The sequence below is a fragment of the Brachymonas moutaii (nom. illeg.) genome (assembly GCF_049977365.1).
Taxonomy (GTDB): domain Bacteria; phylum Pseudomonadota; class Gammaproteobacteria; order Burkholderiales; family Burkholderiaceae_C; genus Brachymonas.
This window is the reverse complement of sequence record NZ_JBNGEN010000023.1, coordinates 1-1066: the sequence shown is the minus strand read 5'-3', so window position 1 is coordinate 1066 and position 1066 is coordinate 1. Positions and strand designations below refer to the sequence as shown.

At 62.7% G+C, this 1066-nt stretch carries 1 protein-coding gene; it reads right to left on the bottom strand.

From position 1 onward, the window contains the following. Position 1: 1 nt before the first annotated feature. A partial coding sequence (gene tuf / locus ACP2WS_RS11240; protein WP_426460846.1) for an elongation factor Tu occupies positions 2 to 1066 on the bottom strand: 1065 nt, incomplete at its 5' end.

Genomic DNA, 1066 nt, shown 5'->3' with positions numbered 1-1066 from the left:
ATTACTCCAGGATCTTGGCCACAACGCCAGCGCCGACGGTACGGCCGCCTTCGCGGATGGCGAAGCGCAGACCTTCTTCCATGGCGATCGGGGCGATCAGCTTGACGGTGATCGTCACGTTGTCGCCAGGCATGACCATTTCCTTGCCTTCGGGCAGTTCGATGGCGCCGGTCACGTCGGTCGTACGGAAGTAGAACTGCGGACGGTAGTTGTTGAAGAACGGGGTGTGACGGCCACCTTCGTCCTTGGAGAGCACATACACTTCAGCGGTGAAGTGGGTGTGGGGCGTGATGGTGCCGGGCTTGGCCAGCACCTGACCACGCTCGACTTCTTCGCGCTTGGTGCCGCGCAGCAGAACGCCGACGTTGTCGCCAGCCTGACCCTGGTCGAGCAGCTTGCGGAACATTTCCACACCGGTGACGGTGGTCTTCTGGGTGGGCTTGAGACCGACGATTTCGATTTCTTCGCCGACCTTGACCACGCCACGTTCCACACGGCCGGTCACCACGGTGCCGCGGCCAGAGATGGAGAACACGTCTTCCACAGGCATCAGGAAGGCGCCGTCGACGGCACGTTCCGGGGTGGGGATGTAGGAGTCGAGGGCATCGGCCAGGTTCAGGATGGCCACTTCGCCGAGTTCGCCCTTGTCGCCTTCGAGGGCGAGCTTGGCAGAGCCCTTGATGATGGGGGTGTCGTCGCCGGGGAAGTCGTACTTGGAGAGCAGCTCGCGCACTTCCATTTCCACCAGTTCCAGCAGCTCGGCGTCATCGACCATGTCGCACTTGTTCAGGAACACGATGATGTAGGGCACGCCGACCTGACGGGCCAGCAGGATGTGCTCGCGGGTCTGGGGCATCGGGCCGTCAGCGGCCGAGCACACCAGAATGGCGCCGTCCATCTGGGCAGCACCGGTAATCATGTTCTTGACGTAGTCGGCGTGCCCGGGGCAGTCGACGTGCGCATAGTGGCGGGTAGCGGTTTCGTACTCGACGTGCGCGGTGTTGATGGTGATGCCGCGTGCCTTTTCTTCGGGGGCCGCGTCGATTTCGTCGTACTTCTTGGCTTC